The organism is Thalassobius sp. Cn5-15 (assembly GCF_022347685.1).
Taxonomy (GTDB): Bacteria; Pseudomonadota; Alphaproteobacteria; order Rhodobacterales; family Rhodobacteraceae; genus Thalassobius.
Genome location: NZ_JAKRGF010000004.1, coordinates 164,456 through 188,065, shown reverse-complemented (window position 1 = coordinate 188,065; position 23,610 = coordinate 164,456). Strand labels below are relative to the sequence as shown.

Below are 23,610 nucleotides of genomic sequence, written 5' to 3'. Positions count from 1 at the left end.
TATGTCGTCTTTCTCCACCGTTCTAATCGGAAACGAATCCCTTTTGATCCAATGCGGCGAGCAGCTGTTGACGCGCGGACATGGCGTGGCGGCGGTGGTCACACGGTCCAAAGACGTCGCCGTCTGGGCAGCAGAAAAGGGGCTGCATACCATTACCCCCGGCCCGGATCTGGTGACGCACCTGCCTGCGACCTTCGACTGGCTGCTGTCGATTGCCAACCTCGACATGCTGGACGCCGATGTGCTGGCATGCCCGCAGCGCGGCGGAATCAATTTCCACGATGGCCCGCTGCCCGCCTATGCCGGCCTAAACGCCCCCGTATGGGCGCTGAAAAATGGCGAGGCCCGCCATGGCATCAGCTGGCACCACATCACCAGCGGCGCCGATCGCGGCAATATTCTGGTGCAACGTCTGTTTGACATTCACCCAAATGACACTGCTCTGACCCTGAACACCCGCTGCTATGAAGCAGCGCTGGACAGCTTCCCCGATCTGATGGACCTGCTGGAAACAGGGGACGTCGCGGGGCAGCCGCAGGATTTCGCCCAGCGCAGTTATTATGGGTTCAGCGATCGGCCCGCAGCCGGTGGACACCTGGATTTCACCCAAGGCGCAGGTGAAATCAGCGCTTTGGTACGGGCGCTGGATCATGGTGGATACTGGAACCCACTCTGCTGCGCCAAGATCACGCTGGCGGACAGGCTAGCGCTGGTTGGCAGCGCACAACCCGCAACCCTGACAGTGCCCGCAGGCACAGCGCCGGGCACGGTACTCGCGGCGGATGCGGACGCACTGACCGTGGCCTGCGGCGATGGGGCGGTGATCTTCAGCAAATTAAGCGCGCTAAATGACCGCGCCTTTGACATCGCGCTGCCTGTGGTTGGCGCCCGCCTGACGCAGCCTGACGCGACAGAAACCGCTGACATCTCCGCAGCCCTGCAACCCGCCGCACAGGCCGAGGCCATGCTGCGCCCGTTGTTTGAAACGCTGACACCAGCGACCCTGCCCGCCATGCCTACGGGAGCAACCGGTCTGCTGGAGCAACCATTGGACTTGCCCGCTGATCAGGCAATCACCGCATGGGGACTGGTCGCGGCGCAAATCACCGGCAATGCAAGTGTCGATCTGGCCTATCACGCGTCGCGTCCATCGGCGGACGCCTATCTGTTGCCGTGGACACCACTGCGCATGGTCACCGACGCGGATGTGACGAAAGCACATGAGACATTACACGCCGCCCTAACGCAGGCACGTTCCCTTGGCGCTGTCGCTGCAGACCTTCCTGCCCGCCTGCCTGGTGCGCTGCAAGCGCAGCCACTGCTTGCCATCAGTGACAGCGTAGATCCCTGCCCTGATGCACTGGTTACACTATGCCTGTCGCCCGCACCAACCTTACGGGCTGACGCTGCACAGGTACCGCAGCCGATGCTCACCGCACTGGCCGCCCGCGTCGGCATGCTGGCCAGCGCCGACGGGGCCATTGCAGACCTACCCCGTCTTGCCACAGCAGAGCGAGAGATGGTTCTAAGCGATTGGAACCAGACCGCGGTCGATTATAACGCTGACCTCTGCCTGCATCAGATGTTTGAACGGCAGGTCGCGCAGACTCCGCATGCTACAGCATTGGTGGTGGAAGGCGACAGTTTCACCTATCTGGAACTGAACACCCGCGCCAATCAGGTGGCGCATGTTTTGCGCGATTTGGGGGTGAAACCCGGAACGCTCGTCGGCCTCAACACTCAACGCACGCCACATCTGATAATCGGTGCCCTTGGCATCCTAAAGGCTGGCGGCGCCTATGTACCGCTGGACCCCGCGTTCCCGCCGGATCGCATCGCACTATATGTTGAAGATAGCGCTTGCCAGATTATCGTCACCCAACAAGGCATGCTGGGCGATCTGCCGGCCCATCAGGCAGAGGTGCTGGCGATGGACAGGGATCCACGCATCCTGTCAGCGCCCACTGACAATCTGGATGTCGTGGTCGCAGGCAGCGATCTGGCTTATATGATCTATACCTCTGGCTCCACCGGGCGGCCCAAAGGGGTAATGGTCGAACACCGCAACCTTAGCAACTTCTTCACAGGTATGGACGGGGTGATCTGCCCGGCAGACGGTACCGTATGGTTGGCAGTCACTTCGCTGAACTTCGACATTTCGGTGTTGGAACTGTTCTATACCCTGACGCGCGGTTTCAAGCTGGTGCTGTCCGCGGACGACAACCGTGCACTGGTGTCATCTGGGCCGGTGAATCAGACAGGCCGCGGCATGGATTTCAGCCTGTTTTACTGGGGCAACGATGATGGCGTCGGCCGTGACAAGTACGAACTGTTGTTCGAAGGGGCGACATTCGCCGACCAGAACGGGTTCTGCGCGGTCTGGACGCCAGAACGCCACTTCCACGCCTTTGGTGGGCCTTATCCCAACCCGTCTGTGACCGGTGCCGCTGTTGCCGCGCTGACCCAGAACATCGCCGTACGTGCAGGCAGCTGCGTTGCCCCCCTTCACCATCCCGCGCGGGTGGCAGAGGAATGGGCGGTGATCGACAACCTGACCAACGGGCGCACAGGCATCGGCATTGCCTCAGGCTGGCAGCCGCATGATTTTGTTCTGCGCCCTGAAAACACCCCCCCGGAAAACAAACCCGCCATGCTGCGCAGCATAGAACAGCTACGCGCACTGTGGCGTGGCGAAGCGGTTGAGTTTCCCATGGGCGATGGCTCCATGCACCCCATCGTCACCCAACCGCGCCCAGTGTCGAAGACGTTGCAAATCTGGGTCACCACCGCAGGCAATCCCGCCACATGGCGCGAAGCGGGAGAGATCGGCGCCAATGTGCTAACCCACCTTCTGGGCCAGTCGATTGAGGAAGTGGGTGAAAAGATCAAGATCTACCACGCCGCCCTGCGCGAGGCAGGCCATGATCCGGCGGATTTCACCGTGACGCTGATGCTACACACCTTTGTGGCAGAGGATCGCGAAGCCGCCCGCGACATCGCCCGTGAGCCGATGAAGGATTATCTGCGCTCTGCCGCTGGGCTGATCAAGCAATTCGCTTGGGCCTTTCCCGCCTTCAAGCGGCCTGAGGGAGTGAAAAACGCCTTTGACCTCAACCTCGACTCGCTCGACGGGGAAGAGCTGGAGGCGATCCTTGATTTCGCTTTTCAGCGGTATTTTGAAGACTCAGGGCTATTTGGTACCGTGAATGACTGCCTGGCGCGGGTCGAACAACTGAAACGCATCGGCGTGGATGAGGTCGCGTGCCTAATCGACTATGGCATTGAAAAGAAAACCGTGTTGCAGGGGCTGACTCATCTGGCCCGCGTACTGGAAGGGGCGAATGTTTGCGATACACTGGCCGACGATGACTTCTCCATCGCAGCGCAAATTCTACGCCATGATGTAACCCACCTGCAATGTACCCCGTCGATGGCGCGGATGATTGCGATGAACGATGAGGCGCGCTTCGCTCTTGGTCGGATCAATCACCTGCTGATCGGGGGGGAGGCTTTGCCCGGTGATCTGGTCTCCGACCTGCGCAGCGTGACAGAGGCGCGGATTAGCAACATGTATGGGCCGACCGAAACCACGATCTGGTCCACCACAGCGGCTGCGACGGGCGATGAGGCAACCGCTAATATCGGCACACCACTGGCCAACCAGCAGGTCTATGTGCTGGATGACCAGATGCAGCCGATGCCCATCGGTGCGGAGGGGGAGTTGTATATCGGTGGCGCGGGTGTGACGCGTGGCTATTGGCAGCACGAGGATCTGACTTCGGAACGTTTCCTGCCCGATCCGTTTATCCCCGGCAACCGCATCTACCGCACCGGCGATCTGGTGCGCTGGCGCGGTGACGGACGTCTGGATTATCTGGGCCGCGCCGACCATCAGGTAAAACTGCGCGGTTACCGGATTGAACTGGGAGAGATTGAGGCTGCAATCGCAACCAATGCCGCCATCACGCAGGCGGTGGTCGTGGCCCGCGACGGCACCTCTGGCACCACGCAGCTGGTGGGCTATTACACGGCCTCTGCTGCCGTAGATGAAGCGGCCCTGCGCGCGGGTCTAGCGACTAATCTGCCCGACTATATGGTGCCCAGCGCCTTTGTCAGAATGGATCAGTTCCCACTGACGCCAAACAAGAAGATTGACCGCAACGCCCTGCCCGCGCCCGAAACGCGCCGTGCCGAAGCCGTGCCAGCCCTGCCGCTCAGCGACGACATTCAACATCAGGTGGCCGCGATCTGGTCCGATATCCTTGGCGTGCATCAGATCGGGCCGCGCGACAACTTCTTTGACCTCGGCGGTCATTCGCTACTGGCGGTACAGGCCCACCGTGAAATCCGTATGCGACTGGGCGCAACCTCTCTGGCGATCACGGATATCTTCCGCTTCCCCGTACTGGAGGCATTGTGCGCCAAACTGACCGAAGGTCTCTCCACCAAGCCCAGCACGCCCGCCGCAACAGAAAACCACACGCCCCTTGCGCCCACAACTCAAACCGCACAGGATGGCCCCCAATCAAGAAGCGACGCAATGGCGCGGCGCCGGGAAATGCGCAAGCGCCGTATGGCCAAGAGAAACCACTAGAACGACAGAATGGTGAACGGCAAAATTTGTGTGATCCTACGGGATCTTTTTGGATCGGATGTCGGGGTCGGCGTGACCAACCCCCGCGACACCTCCCATACCCTGATGGCACCCGAACAGCCTGCTGTCACCAATGCAATCCCCAAGCGACAGATCGAATTTGCCGCCGGCCGCGCTGCTGCCCGCATGGCGCTGGCGGACATCAACATGCCACCGCAGGCCATCCCGCAAGCCGCAGATCGCAGTCCCGTCTGGCCCGCAGGCATCATGGGGTCAATCAGCCATTGCGCCAACCTCTGCGTCGCAGTGGCCTGCCCCATGTCTGTCTGGCGCGCTGTCGGGGTAGACATCGAAAATACCGCTCCGCTGGAGAAAGAAGCATGGTCGATCATCCTCACCTCACGCGAACAGCGAGCGCTGGTGCAACTGCCTTTCTGGCGCCGCGCTCAGCAGGTTAAAGTCCTCTTTTCCATCAAAGAAGCCGTCTACAAGGCGCAATATCCATTAACCCATCAGCTGTGCGACTTTCAGGCACTCGATGTGACGTTAGACGGCGACCGGTTCGCCGCGCGGTTCAATCAACAGCTGGGTTCATTCCAAACAGGGTTTGTCGCCACAGGGCGTTATGTGCAAACTGACCGGTGGGTCATTTCTGCCTGCACCCTCAAGGATCGCTGAGACGGGAGAAACGCGATGGTCTCTGTGTTGCGACACATCAGACGATATCCGGTTTTATCATTGGCCGCGCTGGCCATACTGATCCGTATGGCGATGGAGGTGATCCCACCCCTCATGGCACCCACGGTGATCCCTCGCACAGATCCCGACATCGCGGCGCGATTTGCCGTACCTGCGGACGGGTTGGATCAGGCAGGCGCGGTCTTTCACCTTGGGCATTCACTGGTGGGTCGCGATATGCCGGTGATGCTACAACAGCTGACCGCCGCGCATTTTGGCACCGCACCAGATCATCATTCACAACTGGGTTGGGGCACGCCACTACGCGCGCATTGGGATCCCGCCGAGACGATCAACGGCTTTGACACTGAAAACGCTCACCCCCACTACCGCGACGCCAAAGAGGCGCTGACCTCTGGTGACTATGACGCCGTTGTGCTGACCGAGATGGTCGAGATCCGCGATGCCATCGCCTATTTCGACAGTGCCGAGGCCTTGACCAACTGGGCGCGTTTGGCGCGGCAAGGCAATCCGAACGTGCGGATCTATTTCTATGAAACATGGCATGAGGTGACAGATCCCGCAGGATGGCTGACCAGGTTGGATCTGGATCTGGATCGCTATTGGACAGGTCAGATCCTATTCCCCGCACTGCTGAACCTGCCAGAGGCGACACGCATCCACGTCATACCCACCGGTCAGGTCATGGCCGCCGTCACCCGGGCGGTAGAGGCCCGCGGCGGTATGCCGGGCATGCAGGATCGCAACGATCTGTTTGCGCGCACCGAATCGGGTGATCTAGATCCGATCCACATCAACGATCTGGGCGCCTATCTGACGGCGCTGACCCATTTTGCAACGATCTACCAGCGATCCCCCGTCGGCCTGCCTCATGAATTGACGCGCACTGATGGCAGCGCATTCAGCCCGATTCCCGCAGAAACCGCCCGTTTGATGCAAGAAATCACCTGGGAGGTGGTCAAAACCCAACCCCTGAGTGGCATTTTTGCCGAAAACCCCACCAAATAAGGCAGAAACATGGCGCCGATCCACGATCCAGAAAGAAATTGTTTCCACCCTAAATACCCCAAAAAATTGGGAACAAAGCGCCAGATCTGCTAACCTAAACGCAGTATGCGGACGTGTTTTGTCCGCAAGTACGCGACGGTATCGCACGACAGGACGATTTATGAGCTCTCTAATCTCTCCCTCCAGCCTTTATCGGATTTTGTGCCGGCGTGCCTTGCTGATCATTGCGACCATGATCTGCGGATCCATTCTGTCCGTGCTGTTTGCGTTGAACCGCCCCGCGGTCTATGAAGCCAGCGCGGTCATCCAGATCGAGGCACCGCAGGTCTCCACCGCGCTGCAAGGCGCGGGCACAGCGATTGTGTCCAGCAACAACCGCAACCGCTTGAAGCTGATCGAACAAAAACTAATGTCACGCGACAGCGTGCTGGCTGTGGTGGAAAAATTTGATCTGTTCAACCGCTCTGCCGATCTGACACAGGCGGAAAAGGTCACCGCCTTGCGTGAATCTGTGGAAATTGTCGAATTGATCGACCCCTCTCAGGCATGGCGCACCGATGTACAACCCTCAGGTCTGGTGATCACCGCACGGCTGGAAGATCCCGAGCAGGCCGCAGATGTAGCCAACGAGCTGCTGGCACAGGTGCTGGTTGAGGGCAAAAAACGCAGCGAAGGCCAGACAACCCAGACGCTTGCCTTCTTTGAGGCCGAAGAGGCACGCATCAGCGCCGCGATGGACGCACTCGAGATTGAATTCGCACGCTACAAAGAACAACACGCCGACTCGCTGCCAAGCGTGATCACTGACCAGCGCGAACAGCTGGCGCTGTTGCGGCAGAACCAGTTGACGCTGGAAAACCGGCTGATTCAGATCGAAACCAGTTCGGAACGGTTGCGCACCGATGAACGCGTCCGTCAGGCAGAGGTACTGCGCCAGCAGATCGCGCTGGTGAACGAGCGGATCGCTGGTATCGAACGCGCCCTGGCCGGCGCGCCAGAGGTGGAGCGTGTCTTTACCCTATTGGCGCGTCAATCGGCACAGCTGCAGACCGAATACCAACAGATCACCCAGCGCCGGACAGAGGCCGCGATGGCTCGCCAGCTGGAAAGTCAGGATCAGTTCGAACGGTTCGAGGTTCTGGAAACCGCATTGGTGCCGGAATACGCGGTCACCTCACGCAAGTTTAAGATCGTATTGGCGGGATGCATCGCCTCGGTCTTCGGGGCGCTGGGGCTGGCGCTGTTGATAGAGCTTCTCAGCCCCGTGCTGCGCACCAGTCGCCATGTGGAGCAAGCATTGGATGTGCGCCCTGTGGTGATCATTCCGCACCTGCGCACACCGCGTGGCTACACCGCTGCCAACACCGACCGCCCACCGCTGCGGCGGCGTCTGGCCGGTCTGTTCGGGCGCGGCTGAGCCCCCCCCCCTGGCACATACACAAACGGGCCCTGACAATGCCGGGACCTTTGGTCTGTTTTGGTGATTTCCACAGGATTAGTAGCGATATTCCTCGCCAGTGGCATCTTCGGCCTTATTCAGCACAACGCCCAGAAGCGGGGTATCCTTGCCCAGACGGCGCATCACTTCCCGCACCTGTGCGGCACTGGTGCGGGTGCCGTCAATCACGACCAACACACCATCAAACTGCGACTTGAAGGCAATAACATCGTCATTCGCCAGCGCAGGCGGCAGATCGAAGAGGACCACATCGGGATGCAGCTCCTCCTCCATCTGTTGCAGGCGTTCGCGAGTTTCGGGTTGCTGCAACAACTCACCAGCAAAACTCTCTACCTGTTCATTCATTGCAACCGCCAGATTATCGCCAATCTTCAGGTCGTTGCGGTCAAACTTGAAAAACTGATCGCGAGTCGCAACCTGCCCGCGCAGATAGTCACCGATGCTGCCCACATCGCGCAGTGCCAGCGTTTTGGCAACACTAGGATTGCGCATATCCATATCCATCAGCACCGTGCGACAATTGTCATAACGTGACAGGGCCACAGCAAGATTGACCGACACAAAGGTTTTGCCGCAGTCGCGCGTGGGCGAGGTTATCCCAACCCGTTTCCAGCCGTTTTCCGACAGCGCCTGCACCAACCGCGTCCGTAAGACGTCGAAGGCTGCATGCACAGAATTGCGGCGACTGGCGGTGATGATCAGATTGCGCGACAGTGCGCCGCGCTGCACCGGCATTGGACCCAGAAACGGCCAGTCGTCCACCGCCTCTTCCTTGATGTCATCGTGCGATACCGCAGCGATATTTTCCACGGCGGGTGCTGCTTCGGCAGGGGTCAGCAGAAGTGGGGCTGGTTTCAGCGCAGGCGCAACCTCAACGGCAGGCTCAGGCACAGGTTCAGCAGAAGAGACGACCTCATCTTCTGCCTCATCCTCTTCCCACATTGGGAAGGCCGCGCGCAGGGCACGGTCCTGATCAGCGATATCGTCAGCAGTGGTGCCGCTGGGCATCAGGAAACCACCCTCGCGCTTACCCTCTTCCACGGGGGTATCCTGCAATGCCTCAGCCGCCGCCTGCGCAGCGCGGGCCGCACGGCGGGCTTGCCGTTTTTGACGAATTGCTTTCTTCGACTGCTCAACCATACTATCGCCTAACCCTTACACGGGTGCAAAATTATACTCGGCCTGCGAATCGCGCAGGACCTCTCCTTCATGTAGCGCGCGAACATAGGCAAAAATGTGCCCGCATCGTGGTGAACAGCCGGTAAAGCACCAGATTTCTATAGACCGAACAGGTTTGCGTCGCGGATGCCACGGTCCACAAAACGCTTTGCGTCCGCTTCCGGCTGCCAGCCCAGCACCGCTTTAGGCTGCGCATTGTCAAAAAGGGAGAAATGCGCGCGACTCTGCCAATCCTTGAGCGAGGGACGCACAACACCATGGCGGCGCAGCACCTTAGTTTTCAGCAGATACTTCATCCCATCCACCGCCCAGAAGACAATGAGGCTGCCGCGACGCACCTTTATCCGTGCGCCCAGCGACTGCTCGATCGCGTCGAAATAGCCGCGCGCAGACAACATGGGGTCGCCAATCAGATTGAAACTACGGCCCACCGCATCAGAGTGGTCCATCATCATAATCAGCGCATCAGACACATCATCGGCCAGCACAAACGGCAGCGTATGGTCACCACCGCCCCAGATCCGCACCGCCCCGGCACCATGCCAACGCCCGATGCCCCAATGTTGTAGCGGCCCACCTTCGCCAATCACGATACCGGGGCGGGCAATGACCAAAGGCAGGTCACTGTCGCAGTGCATTTGAAGCAGCCGCGCCTCACACTCCGCCTTGGAGCGCGCATAGAGGTTGCGACTGGACATGTCACCGAATTCCGTATCCTCGGTAATTGTCTGGCGTGGATCCGACATGTCGTAGGATGCGATGGTCCCGGTGTAGATCAGCCGCTTCACACCCGCATCCTGTGCCGCCTCAGCAATGCGCAGGGCAGTCCCCACATCGTTTTCCAGCGCGGCCTCCCATGTGTTATCCATAGACTTCGCCAGATTGAACACCACGTCGATGCCGTCCATCGCCGCGATAAGGGCCTGTTTGTCTCGCAGGCTAACGGCCATGGTTTCCACATGATCGGCAAGATCGGCAAAAGGTCCAAACGATCCCCGGCTGAGAACCCGTACATCATGCCCTGCGGCAACCAGACGACGGGTCAGGTTGCGGCCGATAAATCCGGTACCCCCAATGACCATCACGCGGGGGGCGGGGGTGCCGGTGACTGTCATAGCCTCAACCGGCGCAGGCATCATCGCCAGAGCATCGTCAATCGCCTGCATCACATGGCCCGCCCCCTCGGGCGCAAACTGTGGCGAAGTTTGCGGCCCCCAGACCGCATCGACCATACCGCGGAAGCTGAGGCCGTAGGGCGATTTCTGATTCAATGTCACCAACTGTCGGGCGGCGTTCACCACCCCCTCGCGCAGGTGCTGCCCCGCCAGAGACATCTGTTTCAAGAACGGGTTCATCACCAGATCCGCCGCATTGTCAGACGCCAGAACCAAAGCGTCCGCCGCATAATCAAGCCGCGCCAAACCCGACGATCCCCGCAAAGTGAGCGAGCGGTCATCATGAGTTTCCACCATCGACAGATTCAGCGTCACCGCCACATCCCCTGCCTCTGCCAGGATGCGCCAGCCCTGATGGCGCACCGCCCCACCCGGCAGGGTGATCGGCTGGTTGACCTCTAGGTGTTTGATCGTCAGCGGACCCAGCAGGTCCACAGCAAAAGAAAACGGATGCGGACCCAATTCCAGCAGCAAGTTGCGGGCCTCTCGCAGCAGCCACAAACCATACGGCCCCGACCGCAACGGGGCCAAGGGCAGATGCCAGTTCACCTCAACCGATGACAGCCGCCCGATGCGGCCCTGATCCAACGCCTGTTTCAGCCGCTGATAGCCCGGTACGGCAAGGAAGTTGTGACCGGCGTGAAACTGCACCCCAGCCGCCGCTGCGGCATCCGCAATCTGGCGCAGCTCAGCCGCACTTTCTGCTACTGGCTTCTCCACCAGTATGTCCAGTCCTGCCGCAATGCACTCCAGCGCGATGGGCAGGTGTAAATGCGGCGGCGTCAAGATGTGCACCGCATCAACCACCTCGGCCGCCACCATATCGGCCACCGACCCAAAAGCCTGCGCACCGTACCCCGCTGCCAAAGCTTCTGCCGTACTAAGCGACACGTCACAAACAGCCGTCACAGTCGCATGAGGCGAAGCCTTCAGCGCATCTGCGTGCCAGGTGGCGATATAGCCAGCGCCAATAATGCCGATCCGGCGAGGGGTGGAGGAAGAATGCGGCAAATCGGGCCTCCTTACTTGTATTCAATAATATGCATGGCACGCCCGCGCGCTTTGCGCAGATGGTAGCGGATCATGCCGGAAAGATTGGGACATTTCGACAGGCTGAGGAAGAGAGCCTGATGCAATGCCTCTTTACGCGGCAAATCCCCGCGCCGTAGCCCCTGCACTGTGCGACCATACGATATCGTATAGAGGGCAACCACCAGCAGCAGTAGCGGCCAGAACCATAGGGCCCCGATAAGGGCGATCGCAGGCAGCACGCCACCGTACAGCATCACACGCCGCCGTTCAGGACGAAAGTAATCGGGGTGCAAATCCCCCACCTGCGCAAAGCCATGGCCGGATCGTACCGCGCGCTGCCACCATTGACCAAAGCGCAACATAGCTGCGTCATGGCGCGTCATCGCCAGCGGGATACGCAGCAGATGCCTGCCGGATTTGCGAAGGCGGGTGCAGAACTCATCATCTTCGGCGGCAATCACGGTTGGGTCAAATCCACCCACCGCGATGAAATCCGCACTGCGCACCATCATGTCGCCCCCGCAGGCACTAATGTCACCAGCTGGACGGTGCCATTCATAGTCCACGAGGCGGTTGTAAACACTGGCCTCAGGATGCACCTCGTAGCGCCATCCGGTGACAATGGCCAAATCCTCGCGCCCCGAAAAAGCATCCAGTGCGGCGGCAATCCAGCCATCTTCAACCCCGCAGTCGCCATCGACGAATTGCACGAACGTGGGCAAATCCTGACGCAAGACGTCAAACCCCGCATTGCGCGCCCGCGCGGCGGTGAAGGGCGCAGAGGCGTCCAACTCCACCACCGCAACACCCAAATCCCGCGCTGCCTGCACAGATCCATCGGTGGAACCGGAATCAACATAGACCACCTGATCCACCTGCCCGCGCAGGCTGATAAGGCAGCGGATCAAGCGTTCCCCTTCGTTACGGCCAATGGCAACGGCGGCGACGGTGGGCTGGGTCATGGTCGATCCCCCGCCTTATCTGGCAATGGCGCGCGCACCACATTCGGCGATTTGCCCCCATGATAAGCACGGAACAAGCCACCCAAGCGCGCCGCCTCCTGCGCGATGTCAAATTCAGCCTTCACCTTGGCGCGACCCGCTGCGCCCATCTGTGCGGCGCCGTCAGCATCCGCCAGCACGTCGCGCAATGCACGTCTCAACGCATCAACATCGCCCGGTGACACCACATGACCGCTGACCCCATCATCCACCAGTTCGGGAATGCCCGCGATGCGGGTTGTGACCACGGGCAGGCCTGCGGCCATTGCCTCCATCAACACCACGGGAACACCTTCGGCGAAACTGGGCAGGACCAATGCGTCCACCTCGGATAGCATTTCCGCAACCGCTGACTGCGAACGGTAGCCAAGGAACTGAACCGCATGCCCCAATCCCAGCGCCTGCGCCTCGGCCTCCAACTCTGCCCGCTCGGGCCCATCTCCAATCAGAGACAGATGCAGTTCGGGGTTTTCGCGCCGCGCCTCGACCAGCGCCTCCAACAAGACAGGCACGCCTTTAACAGCGGCCAGACGCCCCACGAACAACAGGTGATTGCCAGTGCGATTGGGCGCGCTGTCATACCGCTCTGGCGTCACGCCGCAGTGCACGATGTGCATCCGCGACCAATCGCGACGGTGCGCAAAACTCATCCCTTGTGAGCGACAGAAATCACTGATGCAGACAACAAACCGCGCCCGCGCGATTTTCGCATCCAGACGCCAGCGTATGGGTTCAAAGAAGATGTCCGGCCCATGCAGGGTGAAGCTATAGGGAATACCGCTTAACTCCTCGCATAGCATGGCCACGGTGCAGCTGGCCTTGGCAATGTGGTTGTGCAGATGCTGCACGTCATGGGTCCGTAGATGATCAGCCAGCACCACAGCTTCGGCAAAGTAGAACAGCTGATAAATCGTCGGTTTGATCCCGCCGGGAGAGGTTGTTAGCGCAAGTTTCAGCGCCCGCAGATAACGACGCGGGTTGCACAGCGCCCGCCAGTGCGCGCGCAGAGCGGTCAACGGGCTCAGCGCAGCCTCCAGCACATGGAAGGTGCGAGCCTGTTCGGCGCACTGTTCGGCGCCTACCAGATGTTCCGCCCCTGTGCGGCGGATGGAACAGGTGGAGACGGTAAATCCCTGATCGCGCAGCGCCGCAACCTCACGCTGGATGAAAGTATCGGTAGCGCGAGGATATTCACCAGTGAGGTAGGCGATGTGGATCTGATCAGTCATGGCTTACCCCCCCGCCGCACGGCCTCATCCATCAATGTCTGAAACCCTGCCTCAGGCCGCCATTTGAGGCGTTCGGTCAATGCCGTGTTGGCAAAACGCAATGGCATCATACGATAGCGTATAGTTGGCAATTTCAACAGACCAATCGGCAAACAGGACCGGGTCAACCGCGCTGCCAGCGCCAATATTTTCCATGGGAACGGCAGCACCAGACGCGGCCAGCCTGTGCGCCGATGCTGCGCCAGATAGGTTGTGCGATCCGGCAAATCACTGTCCACCACATTGATCACATCCGACTGCCCGCGCGCCGCCGCCTCTGCCGCCAATCGCAGCGCCTGTGCAGCATGGCGAATGTGGGATAGCGGCAACTCGCCCTTGTTTTCAAGACGCAAGAAAACCGGCCCCAACATGACGCCAAGATGGGCATTCCACAAACGCCCCGGGCCCCAAATGGCCCCAATCCGCAGGATTTGCAGCGGGACGTTCATGGCAACAGCAGCGTCGCGACACATCTGTTCCTGCGCCAACTTGGCGTGACAATAGGCGTCTCGCAGATGCGGCTGATCCTCTAGTGGTCGGGTTTCGTCCACCACATCCCCCGCAGACAGATGCATCGCCGAATAAACAGACATCGACCCCGCCAGCACGATCGCAGGAGGCACCTCGCTTCGCTGTGCTGCGCACATCAACGACTGCGTCGCCTCGACGGTATTTTTCTGCTGCTTCGCAGCATCGCCAGAGAGGGACGCCGCGAGGTGCAGCACCACATCTGCCTGCGGCAGCTCGGTTATTGAGGTCAGATCACGCTCAACCACTGTAATGCGTTGATCAATCCGCCACGCTGGCGGACAGCGGGACGGATCACGTACAACCAACGTCAGATGATGGCCCGCGACCAGACACTGGCGCACCACTTCACACCCCAACGCGCCCGTCGCGCCGGTGATCAACAGCCGCAACACCTGCCCCGTCTCTTTGCCTTGCATTGCCTGATCTGTCACAAAACCCTCATCTACTCAAACACCAGATCGTCTAAACTATTGACGCCCTTCGTTACGCTGGCCAGCCAACCGTCGCCATCGGCGGACAGCGGCTGGTCATCGTGCATGCACCCGATGTTTCGCCCGCGTTTTGAATGGCCAATGTGACCTCATTAAGGTGAAGCGCGAACTCATTCGACAATCTGCAGCCCCGATCATCCACCAGAGCGGCCAACATCTCTGCCACGCCAAGCGCGAAGTTCATCGAGGCCGCGCCGCGCCGCCCGACCTTGGGCGGCGTTACCTCCCGCAAGCGCTGACGACGCCCCAATGGGCTGTCGATCAAGCGTCGGCGCAATCGGAACCGGCGATGAAATCGCACGGCCGCGCCATTGTGCCAGGCCTGTTTCACCACCAAGACGCCTTTGTCGCCAACAACGCGGATCTGGTGATCATGGGGCGCGGCGATGGAACAGGTCAACCGCACCACCGGGCCCGCTTCAAAAAACAGGGTTGCGACCGAAAAATCGGGCGCGGTATCTGCTACGCCGCGCTTGTCCGGCAACACCTCTGCCGAGGCGGCAACAACCCGACGCACGGTGCCGAACATCGCAATCAACCAGCTGAGGTAATACCCCGCATGTTCCAGCGTGCAGCCCACCTGAAACTCATCCTCAAAAGGCCAGGGCGCGCCACTCTCACTCTTCCAATCCTCTAGCGGAGCCTGCGGAATGAACCCATCGTCCAGCTCTGCGTAGATTAATCGAACGGGGCCAGCCACCTTATCACGCACCGCCTGCGCCAGTGTCTGCGCCGCCTCCCCCAGCACGCTACAGGGGGCCGAAGACAGCATCAGCCCACGCGCCTGTGCCAGATCATAGAGCACCTTCGCCTCTGTCATTTCCAAGGCCAGTGGCTTTTCCGAATAGCAATGATGACCTGCGTCCAAAATCGCCTTGTTGACCACAAAATGCGCTGACGGGTTGGTCAGATTCAGCGCCACACCGCCCTGCGGCAGCGCCGCCAGACAATCAGACAGCGAGGCAAAGCGCGGCAAATCCCAGTAATCGCAAAACCGCTGCAGCCGCGCGGGGGCGTGATCATAAGCGCCAAGGATACGAATACCGGGGAAAGTCTGAAATGACCGCATATAGAGGTCGGCAACAAAGCCGCAACCTATCAGAACCACATCGCCTTTGATCACTTGTCACCCTCCAACACGGCCCACTCTTCGTGGTGGGCCTGAACGTCGTGCGTATTGTCACATAGTGCGTCAGAAACCACGCCCAAAGCCAATACTGGGCAAAGCCCCTTCAATTTGATAGCGAAGTCGCATCTACTATTGCGATATTTATAAAGTCATAACCAACGTAATTAATCCAGTGTATCGGGGAATTGCATGAAATTCTGGATCGGGTCCTACTCTCTCTCAGTGAATGTCGCTGAATGGGCGGGGTTGCAGCAGGCGCTGGTACAGCGGTTTGAAGCCCATCAAGGATTTGCGCTGGCGACACTGAACATGGACCATCTGGAAAAACTGCGCCGTGATGAGGCATTCCGGCAGGCCTATCGAGCACAGGATCTGGTGGTGGCTGATGGCAACCCGATTGTCTGGATGTCACGGCTGGCGGGCCGGCCTGTAGATCTGATGCCGGGGTCCGATCTGGTTCTGCCGATCACCACACTCTGTGCTGCGCATCAGGTACCGATTGCGCTGATCGGCAGCCAGGCAGACGCCCTGTCCCGCGCGGCGGAGGCGCTGCGCGCTGAAAATCCCGATCTGAAAATCGCCTATCAACATGCACCCAAGATGGGGTTTGACCCGATGGGTGAGGAGGCCGTCGATATTCTGAACGCTGCGCAGGATGCAGGCGCGCGGGTCTGCCTGTTGGCACTGGGGGCTCCAAAACAAGAGCGGTTCGCCGCGCGCGGCCGTCAGCTGACGCCCGACCTTGGCTTTGTCTCTATAGGGGCGGGCTTGGATTTTCTGGCGGGAACGCAGACACGCGCACCGCGATGGGTTCGCCAGATGGCAATGGAATGGCTATGGCGGATGCTGGGCAATCCAGCGCGGCTGGCGTCGCGTTATGCCAAGAACTTCGCCATTCTGCCCGGTCATGTGATGCGGTCAAAACTGCGGTCACAGGAATGATCTAGCCTCCCGTAGCTTCAAACAGCCCAAGTCGGGGGGGTCACAAAACTTTAATCAAACTGTCAACTGAGCGATTCCTGATCGCTTTAGCAGGCTGTCCTAACGAACTGGGGACAGACCATGCTGAACATCGAAAACCTGACCAAGATCTTTGGTGCCAATACCGCCGTCGACAATGTGTCGATCAAAGTGGACAAACCGATGATGATCGGCGTGATTGGTGCATCAGGCGCGGGCAAATCCACCATGTTGCGGATGCTGAACCGTCTGGAAGACGCCAGCTCAGGCCGCATTGTCTTTGACGGCCAGGACGTGACCGGCCTGCAAGGCGCGGACAAACGTCGATGGCAGGCGGACTGCGCGATGATCTTTCAGCAGTTCAATCTGGTGCCGCGCATGGATGTTGTCAGCAACGTTCTGCACGGCACACTGAACAAACGTTCGACCGCAGCGACACTGTTCAATCTGTACCCCACCTCTGACATTCACCGCGCTCTGGACATTCTGGAACGCCTTGGCATCGCCGGTCACGCCGCCAAACGGGCTGAAGCCCTGTCTGGCGGTCAGCAGCAGCGCGTGGCGATTGCCCGCGCGGTCATGCAAAATCCGAAGATTGTGCTGGCCGATGAACCCATCGCCTCGCTGGACCCTATGAACGCCCAGATCGTGATGGACGACCTGCGTCGCCTGCATGACGAGGATGGCCGTCTGGTCATCGCCAACCTGCACACGCTGGACACCGCCCGCCGCTACTGTGACCGCGTGATCGGCATGCGTCACGGCCGCGTGGTCTTTGACGGCACGCCCGACCAGCTGACCACCGGCGCGGCCCGCGACATCTACGGCGCCGACGCCAGTTTTTCCGAGGCCGCCACCAGCACCTCGATCGAGGCACTGAACACCCAGCGCCCTGCGGCCGTGCCAGCGTAACGACATACCCCATTAACGATTGACCAAGTTTTCATCTCCTGCCGCGACAGGCAGGGTTCAACATCGGAGAGAGAAGATGAAAAAACTGATCGCGGCCATTGCGGCCACCACCGCCCTGACAACACCAGTTCTGGCCGAAGACAAAGCCATCACCGAATTCCGCATCGGCCTGCTGGGTGGCGAAAACGCCCAAGACCGTCTGAACAACAACGAATGCCTGCGCGCCAAAACCGAAGAAGTGCTGGGCGTTCCCACCAAACTGTTTGCGCCTGCTGACTATAACGGCGTTATTCAGGGCCTGCTGGGCGGCACCATCGACATGGCTTGGTTGGGCGCGTCGGGATACGCCAAAACCTATCTGTCTGACCCCGAAGCGGTTGAGCCGATTCTGGTGAAGGTGAACCTGGACGGCGGCTACGGCTACCACTCCATCGGCTTTGCCCGCAAGGACAGCGGCATTGAAACACTGGAAGCGATGAAGGGCAAAACCTTCGGCTTCGGTGATCCGAACTCTACCTCCGGCTTCCTGATCCCCTCGATCGAGATCCCTGAAATCACCGGCGCCACTATGGACTCGGGCGACTACTTCGGCGACGTTAAATTCTCCGGCGGTCACGAGCAGACCATCGTTGGCGTTTACAACGGCGACTTCGATGGCGGTGTCACCTGGGCCGACGGTCTGGGCGAATGGGAAGATGGCTACACCTCTGGCGCCCTGCGTCGTGCGGTGGATGCTGGCCTGATCGACATGAACGAATTGGTTCAGATCTGGAAATCCAAACCGATCCCCGAAGGCCCCTTTGTGCTGCGTAAAGAGCTGCCTGAAGATGTCAAAGTAAAGTTCACCGCGCTGCTGGCCTCGCTGCCCGCGATTGACCCTGACTGCGCCTATGGTGTTCTGGCCGGCGACGCCAAAGGCGTCCAGCCCATCGATCATGACGCATATGAAGTCATCATCGAAGCGCGTAAGCTGAAGTCCAACTAAGCTTTCCCTTTCTTGAAACAGGCCCCGCATTTCATGCCGGGGCCTGTTTTTACTTGAGGTATACATCATGGCCGATCTAACCGCCGATGCGCCGATTGCGGACATCCGCACCCATTATCTGGAAATGACCCGTCGTCGCCGCACCTATAGCGCCATCATGTTGGCGGTGTTTGTGGCCCTGATGGTCGCGGGTTTCCGCACTGCCGATGACCGCAACGCGGGCGGCTTCTTTGACGGGATGCACCGTCTGTTTGACTTCCCCGCCGAAGTATTAGGTGAAGCAGGACAAAAGCTGGCGGAAATGCCGGCCCATTTTGTGACATTCCTGCCCTCGCTGATTGAAACGATCAACATCGCCGGTGCCTCGACCCTGCTAGGTGCGATGGCGGCGATTGTTCTGTCGCTACTGTCGACCCGTGGGCTGGCGCGGTGGCCGCGCCTGATACCACTGTTCCGGCGCCTGATGGACATCACCCGTGCCATCCCCGAGATTGTGATCGCACTGATTCTTATCTTTATCCTTGGCGGTGGTCCGGTGCCTGCGATGATCGCCATTTCACTGCACACCGTAGGTGCCCTTGGAAAACTGTTTTCCGAGGTCAATGAAAACGCCTCCCTCAAACCGGTTGAGGGTCTGCAATCGGTTGGCGCCAGCTGGTCGCAGCGTATGATCCTTGGGGTTCTGCCGCAGGTGATGCCCAACTTCCTCAGCTACGCGCTGTTGCGGTTTGAGGTGAACATTCGCGCCTCCGCTATCCTGGGCTTCGTCGGTGCAGGCGGCATCGGCTATGAGCTGAAGAACGCTATGTCCTGGGGCAAAGGTCAATATGACGAGGCCGCCGCCATCTTTATCCTGCTGTTTGCCACCATCGTGATCGTGGATCAGCTGTCATCCGAAGTGCGACACCGTCTGACCCATGGTGCAAAGCTGAAAGAGGCTACCCAATGACCATGACCGCTGATGCAACTGCGCTGAAACCGCAGATCGACACGCTGTTCTGGCGCAAGCGCCTTCTGGCCTTTGGCCTGCCCGCACTGGTACTGGCCTATTTCGCCTATATCTTCTTTGCCTTTGATATCGCGGGTCTGTCAGGCCGCGCCAATCTGGACAACGGCAAAACGCTGGTGCGTGACAGCTACAGCTACAAAACACACGTCACCCGTGACAACCGCAATGCCACCGTTTCCATCGCTGTCGAAGGCGAACGCAAAGGCGCCTACCCCGCAGGCCAATCGCCGGACTGGGTAACCTTTGGCACTGACACCGTGATTGATCTGGGCAACGGCCACGTCGTGACATTTGGCGAAACGCAGGTGACCTATGACATTCCGGACTACGGGCTGATCGTCACCGAACCGGGCCGACGCGGCGTTCAGGCACAATTCCCCGCAGGGGATCTGCCCGACTGGATCAACGCATCTAAAAACCGTCTGGCAGTTTACACCGACGCAGGCCGCCTGACCGTGACCCGCAACCGGTCCGAAGTGTTCAAATACAACTATGGCTGGGAATTGTTCTTCTTCACCCTCGACAGCCCCTATCACAATATGGGCTGGGGTGAGGTGCTGAGCCGCGCCGTCACTGGCGAGGCGGGTGCCATTGCCAGTGATGTCTGGAACAATAAGATGTGGCGTCATGCGGATGTGGCATGGGCGATCTTTGAAACCATCCTGATGGCCTTCCTCGGCACCTGTGGTGCGGCACTGGTATCTCTGCCGCTGGCCTTTCTGGCGGCCAAGAACTTTGCCCCGCTGATGGCGCTGCGCTTTGCAATGCGACGGGTGTTCGACTTCTTCCGTGGGGTGGATGCGCTGATCTGGACCATCGTGTTGTCCCGCGCCTTCGGCCCCGGCCCGCTAACCGGCGCGTTGGCGATCCTGATCACCGACACTGGCAGCTTCGGCAAAATGTTCTCGGAGGCGCTGGAAAACGTCGATGGCAAACAGATTGAGGGCATCCAGTCCACCGGCGCCAAGCCGCTGCAGCGCTACCGGTTCGGCGTGCTGCCGCAGGTGACACCAATCCTGCTAAGTCAGGTGCTCTACTTCCTCGAAAGTAACACCCGTTCGGCCACCATCATTGGCGCGATCACCGGCGGCGGCATTGGTCTGCTGCTGACACAGGCGATCATTACGCAGAAAGACTGGGAAGAAGTGTCTTACTACATCATGCTGATCATCGTGATGGTGATGATGATGGACTGGCTGTCCGGCATCCTGCGGCGCAAATTGATCAAAGGCTAAGGATCCTCCCCCTTCCGTTGATCGAGGGCCTGCCGGCTTTACCGCTGGCGGGCCTTTTTACTGAAAAGGACATGACCAATGCCCAGACTAAGCGCAGACACCCCCTTTCTGCACCCCGATGCAGAGGTGAGGGGCAGCACCTTTGGCAGCTATTGCGAGGTGGGACGCGGCAGCCGCATCCAGAACAGTAGCTTTGGCGATTATTCCTACTGTGACCGCTACGCGGATGTGGCGAACGCGGACGTCGGCAAGTTTGCAAATATCGCCAGCTACGTGCGCCTTGGCGCCACTGATCATCCGATGCACACCGCCAGCATGCACCACTTCCTCTATCGTTCTGATGATTATTGGGACGGCGCAGGCGTGGACGAAGCGTTCTTTGCCCACCGGGCTTCCCGCTGCATCACCATCGGCCATGATGTCTGGATCGGCCACAATGCGCAGGTCAAGCCAGAGATAACCATCGGCCATGGTGCCATCATCGCATCTGGCGCCATCGTGACCAAGGATGTGGCCCCCTACACCATCGTCGCCGGCGTCAGCGCCCAGCCCCTGCGCCGCCGTTTTACGGAGGACGTGGCAGACCGCATGATCGCATTGGCATGGTGGGATTGGGATCATGACCGCCTGCGCGCGGCCCTGCCTCATTTTCGCGCAATGCCCGCTGAGGCATTTCTGGAAAAATATGAAGGTGCTTAATGCAGCGTCCGCACACCAAAAATGCGACCCTTGGGGAAAGGGCCGCATGCTTGGGAATAGGCTAAGATTTGGTGCTTAAATATAGAGGCGCACTCACTCGCCTCTCCTCATGGATATCTGCTTTTCTTGACGATTCGGTGACTGGATCAAGGCAAAAGCAGCCGTTATTCCGCCGCCAACCTCATGTCGCGATCTTCAATCATCATAAACCGCTGCGCCGCCTCACCACTGAGGAAGGACAGGCGCCCATCACAGATCGTCGCCTCTACTGTGCGGCGTTCCTTGTGCACGATCGTCAGATCGGCGCGTTTGCCGGGCGCAATCGCCCCACGATCCGCCAGACGCAGAATTTCGGCCGGACCTTGGGAAATCAGCGCCCATGCCTTGGGCAGAGACAGAACACCCTGATCCACCAAGGCAAAGGCCGCCTGCGACAGCGCAGGGTAGAAATAATCAGAAACCAAGGCGTCACACAGCCCCTCACGGATCAGATGCGTGGCTGAAATGTTGCCCGCCTGAGAGCCTCCTCGCACCACATTGGGTGCGCCCAACAGAACCGGATCCCCCATCGCTGCCGCAGCTGCGGCAGGGGGGCGGGCGGTTGGAAATTCACAGATCCGTGCCCCGATCATTGCGTAATGCTCGCGCTGTTCGGCGGTGGCGTCATCATGCGATCCGTACAGGATACCCAGCGTATCAAACGCCTCGGCCAGGCGGCACAGGCTGCGCGGCACTTCGGACGCACGGGCAGCGGCCTTTTCGACCACGGTCAGATGTTCGCGCGCGGTGCGGCCACTTTGCGCAGCCCATTGAGCGATACGCGCCGGATTGACCTGCGCGCTGCTAAATGCCTCATCAATATGGTTGTTGAAGGCCACATAATCGACGCCGTAGCGGCGCACCGCGCACAGCAGCCGTTCTACCGTGTCGACCATGTGCGTTTCATAGCGGATCTGAATGCGCAGGTCAGTCAACGCTTGGGCCCGATAGTCGGCCAGCTTGACCAGCACATCCTCGGCAAAATCGGGACCGCGCATGCCGCCTTCCCATGACCAGCTTTGCGCCAGCCAAGCTGTGGTCACCCCATTCGCAGCCGCATCGCGATCTGTCAGCTGCAGACCAGTTTCAATCGGAAACGGCGCCGAGGGGCGCGGTGCGATATGACGTTCGAAGGCGTCCCCATGCAGGTCAATGATGCCCGGCAAGATATAATAACCCGACAAATCAATCGCCGGGCGCGGACCTTTGGTGATCCGGCCATCCTCGATCACCACGGATCGGTTCTGCATTTCGCCGTCACGCAGGACGGTTGCGCCGGTCAGACGCACAGGGGGGAGTCGGTGCTGCATTTGCCTGCCTCATGACCAAGTTGCCTTCTTATTACGCAACTTCTGTGTCGGCGAGGTGACAGATCCGTTGAGTTTTCACGAATAAATGGCGCCTAGGGGTCACTTTCACCCCTCTACCACCACCGTCATACGGTCGCCGACGAACCATGTATGACCATACTCAACCCTACTGCCCTGTTCATCGACGCTGATCGCCTTTGTCCGCAACAAAGGCGCACCTTCGGTGATGTTCAACTGACTGGCTTGAGTCGCATCGGCAACCACAGCCGTGATGCGGGTGGATTTGCGAGTGTAGTCCGCCACACCTTCGGCGGCAAGCGCCTCGGTTATTGATCCGAAATGCATCAGACTTGCCGGCAGACCGGGAAAACGTGCTGCAGGAAACACCGTGCGTGCCAGCGCCACTGGTACGTGATCGGCCAATGAGACCCCTTCATAGACATGCACCGGATCGCCCTGATAGAGGCCCAGCGCCTCTGCCTCTGCCTTGTTCGAGGGGCGGGTTTGCAGGTTCAGCACCTTCTTGGTCGCCATGCGCCCCGCCGCCTGCAGGCTTTGGTGAAAGCGCACGCGCTGGCCAATGGGATAGTCAGTCGGCTCAGCCATCACAAACACACCTGCGCCGCGTCGTGATTGCGTCAGCCCCTGCTCCTGCAACGCCTGCAACGCGCGGCGCACCGTATGACGGTTCACGCTAAACCGCGCCGCCAGTTGGGATTCAGTCGGCAGCTTATCCCCAGCGCGATAATGGCCGGCCGCAATCTCGCCATTCAGTGTGTTGGAAATCGATTTCCAGATCGGTGTCTTCGCCATCTGCCCCTCACGCTGTCACCAAGGTTTCACAAAACAAAACTTGCCTCATGCGGCGACAAAATCTTATGACTTGTCTAGTTGT

At 59.7% G+C, this 23,610-nt stretch carries 18 protein-coding genes; 10 read left to right on the top strand and 8 right to left on the bottom strand.

Annotation, left to right across the window (positions count from 1 at the left end; genetic code table 11):
- The first annotated feature begins 1 nt into the window (after position 1).
- The 4 genes from MHM86_RS10910 to MHM86_RS10895 all read left to right on the top strand — a co-directional run bounded on the left by MHM86_RS10910 (position 2) and on the right by MHM86_RS10895 (position 7,718).
- Entirely contained in the window at positions 2–4,594 is a 4,593-nt protein-coding gene (locus MHM86_RS10910; RefSeq protein ID WP_239199175.1) for a MupA/Atu3671 family FMN-dependent luciferase-like monooxygenase, read from the top strand.
- Between the two features lie 9 nt (positions 4,595–4,603).
- Positions 4,604–5,272: a 4'-phosphopantetheinyl transferase gene (locus tag MHM86_RS10905; RefSeq protein WP_239199172.1), complete on the top strand. Its 669-nt coding sequence runs from the start codon at positions 4,604–4,606 to the stop codon at positions 5,270–5,272.
- A gap of 15 nt (positions 5,273–5,287) precedes the next feature.
- A complete protein-coding gene (locus MHM86_RS10900; RefSeq protein WP_239199169.1) occupies positions 5,288–6,301 on the top strand; it encodes a hypothetical protein in 1,014 nt (337 codons plus the stop codon).
- A 160-nt stretch (positions 6,302–6,461) separates the two neighbouring features.
- On the top strand, positions 6,462–7,718 hold the full coding sequence (locus MHM86_RS10895) for a Wzz/FepE/Etk N-terminal domain-containing protein (protein WP_239199166.1): 1,257 nt from the start codon (positions 6,462–6,464) through the stop codon (positions 7,716–7,718).
- 78 nt (positions 7,719–7,796) lie between these two features.
- Here the strand turns inward: MHM86_RS10895 and MHM86_RS10890 are convergent, their stop codons facing one another.
- The 6 genes from MHM86_RS10890 to MHM86_RS10865 all read right to left on the bottom strand — a co-directional run bounded on the left by MHM86_RS10890 (position 7,797) and on the right by MHM86_RS10865 (position 15,560).
- Positions 7,797–8,900, bottom strand: a complete 1,104-nt coding sequence (locus MHM86_RS10890) for a CpsD/CapB family tyrosine-protein kinase (RefSeq protein ID WP_239199163.1) — start codon at positions 8,898–8,900, stop codon at positions 7,797–7,799.
- A 137-nt stretch (positions 8,901–9,037) separates the two neighbouring features.
- Complete coding sequence (locus tag MHM86_RS10885; RefSeq protein WP_239199160.1) at positions 9,038–11,125, bottom strand: NAD-dependent epimerase/dehydratase family protein; 2,088 nt, start codon at positions 11,123–11,125, stop codon at positions 9,038–9,040.
- Between the two features lie 11 nt (positions 11,126–11,136).
- On the bottom strand, positions 11,137–12,108 hold the full coding sequence (locus MHM86_RS10880) for a glycosyltransferase family 2 protein (RefSeq protein ID WP_239199157.1): 972 nt from the start codon (positions 12,106–12,108) through the stop codon (positions 11,137–11,139).
- Positions 12,105–13,376: a glycosyltransferase family 4 protein gene (locus tag MHM86_RS10875; protein WP_239199154.1), complete on the bottom strand. Its 1,272-nt coding sequence runs from the start codon at positions 13,374–13,376 to the stop codon at positions 12,105–12,107. Before MHM86_RS10875 ends, MHM86_RS10880 begins: the two co-directional genes overlap by 4 nt.
- Entirely contained in the window at positions 13,373–14,377 is a 1,005-nt protein-coding gene (locus MHM86_RS10870; RefSeq protein WP_239199151.1) for an NAD(P)-dependent oxidoreductase, read from the bottom strand. The genes MHM86_RS10875 and MHM86_RS10870 overlap by 4 nt, the downstream gene beginning before the upstream one ends.
- A 52-nt stretch (positions 14,378–14,429) precedes the next feature.
- Positions 14,430–15,560 carry a Gfo/Idh/MocA family protein gene (locus MHM86_RS10865; RefSeq protein WP_370644123.1) on the bottom strand — a complete coding sequence of 377 codons (1,131 nt, stop codon included), beginning with the start codon at positions 15,558–15,560 and terminating at the stop codon, positions 14,430–14,432.
- Positions 15,561–15,755: 195 nt separating this feature from the next.
- Here MHM86_RS10865 and MHM86_RS10860 point away from each other — a divergent pair, with 195 nt between their 5' ends.
- The 6 genes from MHM86_RS10860 (at position 15,756) to MHM86_RS10835 (ending at position 21,366) form a co-directional block, all read left to right on the top strand.
- Complete coding sequence (locus MHM86_RS10860; protein WP_239199148.1) at positions 15,756–16,508, top strand: WecB/TagA/CpsF family glycosyltransferase; 753 nt, start codon at positions 15,756–15,758, stop codon at positions 16,506–16,508.
- A 120-nt stretch (positions 16,509–16,628) separates the two neighbouring features.
- Positions 16,629–17,438 (top strand): phosphonate ABC transporter ATP-binding protein, encoded by an 810-nt coding sequence (gene phnC / locus MHM86_RS10855; protein WP_239199145.1) that lies wholly within the window; start codon positions 16,629–16,631, stop codon positions 17,436–17,438.
- Between the two features lie 76 nt (positions 17,439–17,514).
- Complete coding sequence (gene phnD, locus MHM86_RS10850; protein WP_239199142.1) at positions 17,515–18,423, top strand: phosphonate ABC transporter substrate-binding protein; 909 nt, start codon at positions 17,515–17,517, stop codon at positions 18,421–18,423.
- Between the two features lie 67 nt (positions 18,424–18,490).
- Positions 18,491–19,372, top strand: a complete 882-nt coding sequence (gene phnE, locus MHM86_RS10845; RefSeq protein ID WP_239199139.1) for a phosphonate ABC transporter, permease protein PhnE — start codon at positions 18,491–18,493, stop codon at positions 19,370–19,372.
- Complete coding sequence (gene phnE / locus MHM86_RS10840; RefSeq protein WP_239199136.1) at positions 19,369–20,667, top strand: phosphonate ABC transporter, permease protein PhnE; 1,299 nt, start codon at positions 19,369–19,371, stop codon at positions 20,665–20,667. Before phnE (MHM86_RS10845) ends, phnE (MHM86_RS10840) begins: the two co-directional genes overlap by 4 nt.
- 78 nt (positions 20,668–20,745) lie before the next feature.
- Entirely contained in the window at positions 20,746–21,366 is a 621-nt protein-coding gene (locus MHM86_RS10835; RefSeq protein ID WP_239199133.1) for a chloramphenicol acetyltransferase, read from the top strand.
- A gap of 164 nt (positions 21,367–21,530) precedes the next feature.
- Here the strand turns inward: MHM86_RS10835 and MHM86_RS10830 are convergent, their stop codons facing one another.
- Both MHM86_RS10830 and phnF read right to left on the bottom strand, forming a co-directional pair.
- The gene (locus MHM86_RS10830) at positions 21,531–22,715 is read right to left on the bottom strand and encodes an alpha-D-ribose 1-methylphosphonate 5-triphosphate diphosphatase (protein WP_239199130.1); all 1,185 of its coding nucleotides are present in this window, start codon (positions 22,713–22,715) and stop codon (positions 21,531–21,533) included.
- Between the two features lie 105 nt (positions 22,716–22,820).
- The gene (phnF, locus tag MHM86_RS10825) at positions 22,821–23,528 is read right to left on the bottom strand and encodes a phosphonate metabolism transcriptional regulator PhnF (RefSeq protein WP_239199127.1); all 708 of its coding nucleotides are present in this window, start codon (positions 23,526–23,528) and stop codon (positions 22,821–22,823) included.
- Positions 23,529–23,610: the final 82 nt, after the last annotated feature.

Coding starts and splice junctions, on each gene's coding strand:
- MHM86_RS10910 (WP_239199175.1), top strand. CDS start 2: ATGTCGTCTTTCTCCACCGTTCTAATCGGAAACGAATCCCTTTTGATC.
- MHM86_RS10905 (WP_239199172.1), top strand. CDS start 4,604: ATGGTGAACGGCAAAATTTGTGTGATCCTACGGGATCTTTTTGGATCG.
- MHM86_RS10900 (WP_239199169.1), top strand. CDS start 5,288: ATGGTCTCTGTGTTGCGACACATCAGACGATATCCGGTTTTATCATTG.
- MHM86_RS10895 (WP_239199166.1), top strand. CDS start 6,462: ATGAGCTCTCTAATCTCTCCCTCCAGCCTTTATCGGATTTTGTGCCGG.
- MHM86_RS10890 (WP_239199163.1), bottom strand. CDS start 8,900: ATGGTTGAGCAGTCGAAGAAAGCAATTCGTCAAAAACGGCAAGCCCGC.
- MHM86_RS10880 (WP_239199157.1), bottom strand. CDS start 12,108: ATGACCCAGCCCACCGTCGCCGCCGTTGCCATTGGCCGTAACGAAGGG.
- MHM86_RS10875 (WP_239199154.1), bottom strand. CDS start 13,376: ATGACTGATCAGATCCACATCGCCTACCTCACTGGTGAATATCCTCGC.
- MHM86_RS10860 (WP_239199148.1), top strand. CDS start 15,756: ATGAAATTCTGGATCGGGTCCTACTCTCTCTCAGTGAATGTCGCTGAA.
- phnC (WP_239199145.1), top strand. CDS start 16,629: ATGCTGAACATCGAAAACCTGACCAAGATCTTTGGTGCCAATACCGCC.
- phnD (WP_239199142.1), top strand. CDS start 17,515: ATGAAAAAACTGATCGCGGCCATTGCGGCCACCACCGCCCTGACAACA.
- phnE (WP_239199139.1), top strand. CDS start 18,491: ATGGCCGATCTAACCGCCGATGCGCCGATTGCGGACATCCGCACCCAT.
- phnE (WP_239199136.1), top strand. CDS start 19,369: ATGACCATGACCGCTGATGCAACTGCGCTGAAACCGCAGATCGACACG.
- MHM86_RS10835 (WP_239199133.1), top strand. CDS start 20,746: ATGCCCAGACTAAGCGCAGACACCCCCTTTCTGCACCCCGATGCAGAG.
- MHM86_RS10830 (WP_239199130.1), bottom strand. CDS start 22,715: ATGCAGCACCGACTCCCCCCTGTGCGTCTGACCGGCGCAACCGTCCTG.
- phnF (WP_239199127.1), bottom strand. CDS start 23,528: ATGGCGAAGACACCGATCTGGAAATCGATTTCCAACACACTGAATGGC.